This window comes from Streptococcus loxodontisalivarius, from assembly GCF_016908645.1.
Classification (GTDB): Bacteria; Bacillota; Bacilli; order Lactobacillales; family Streptococcaceae; genus Streptococcus; species Streptococcus loxodontisalivarius.
The window spans coordinates 1-1,498 of the sequence record NZ_JAFBEH010000089.1; the positions used below are offsets into that span (position 1 = coordinate 1).

A 1,498-nucleotide genomic window follows, 5' to 3' on the forward strand; every position below is an offset into this window, starting at 1 on the left:
GTTAGTGTAAAATAATACTCGGTAAATCGTTTACAGGTTTTCAAAACGAAAAAAGTCCTATATCCTAGGAAATGCAAAAAAAGTAACCTAGAAGGATATAGAACCTATGACTATTGTAACAGATATTTGTGAGATTTTAAAGAGTAGTTGTCACTTGGCTGAGTTTGATGCAAGTGTGATGCAGCTAACAGGTCAGGTTATGGCTGAGTCAGTGAAGGTGGCTTTAGAGCGCTTGGACAAGGAAATTATCCAGTCCTATATCTCAGATGGTTGGGAGATTGATCGTTTGGAGGAGCGTCAGATGACCTTCTTGTTTGGAACAGTTACCTTCAAACGTCGTCGCTTGAAAAAAGCAGGGCAGAAGAGTTTCTTACCCTTAGACAAAGCGATAGGATTAGCTCCTAGAGAGCGTTACAGTCCTAGTTTCAATGAAAAGCTCAGTTATTTAGCCACGGCAATGACCTACCGTCAAGCGTCCACCACCTTGGAGCTTCTGACAGGCATTGAGATGAGTCATCAAGGGATTCATAATCTGGTTCAGCGTGTTGGGGAGAAGGTTTTGGAAGCGCAAATCGAGGAAGAGACTGCCCTGAAGAGTCCAGATTTCCTTTTCATCGAAGGCGATGGCATTTGGATTGGTAGCCAAGAAAAGCACAAGCATTTGGAGATGAAACGTGGCTGTATCCACGAAGGTGTACGCCAAAATAGTAAACGTAGGGAATTGATTAGTCCTGTTGAATTCAGCTGTTTCGGGACGAGTAAGGAATTGTTCCATCAGGTGAGTGACTACATTCAGACTCATTATGACCTGAGAAAGACGATTGTTATCGCTAATAGTGATGGTGGATCAGGCTACGAAGGAAATAAGTTTGAGGAGATTATCGGACGCTACAGGAGCTTTGCTTATTGCTTGGATGCCTACCACGTCATGGCTTACATCACGGGGAAATTAGGCTTTGATAAGAGCCTGTTGAAGGCTGTCAGAGCAAGCGTGAAAGCCTATGACAGAGAGGAACTAGAGCTTCTTTTGGACACAGCAGAAGCCAGCTTAGAAGATGAGAAGCAGCTTGAGAAACTCTTGTTGGTCAAGTCTTATTTGACGACGAATTGGGAGTCTATCAAACCTCTGAAACAGCGTGACTTGGGCATTTCTCAGGGTGTGGGAACCTGCGAAGGTGGGCACCGCTTTTACAGCTATCGCCTCAAGAAGCAAGGGCGTAACTGGCGAAAACTGGGCGTTAGCCATCTTGTAGCCATCATGACAGCAAGGAAGAATGGGTTTTTCGAGGCTCTTTACCGCAGTTCGAGTGTTTATCAGAGCTTCAGCGAGGAGGTCAACGTTAGCATGCGACAGGTGCTCAAGAAATCGGCCCACACACCTCACAGAATTCCGCAGGCAAGCATTGCTTTAGCTGCTGCAACGAGCTCTCCGATTGGTCAACTCAAAAAGTGGATTTAGGACTTTGAAAATTGTTTCCGAGGATTACTTGACACAAAC

The 1,498-nt window shown here is 45.0% G+C and carries 1 protein-coding gene; it reads left to right on the top strand.

Annotated features, from left to right (window positions below; genetic code table 11):
• The first annotated feature begins 106 nt into the window (after positions 1-106).
• Positions 107-1,459 (top strand): ISLre2 family transposase, encoded by a 1,353-nt coding sequence (locus JOC28_RS10585; protein ID WP_205010633.1) that lies wholly within the window; start codon positions 107-109, stop codon positions 1,457-1,459.
• Positions 1,460-1,498 lie beyond the last annotated feature (39 nt).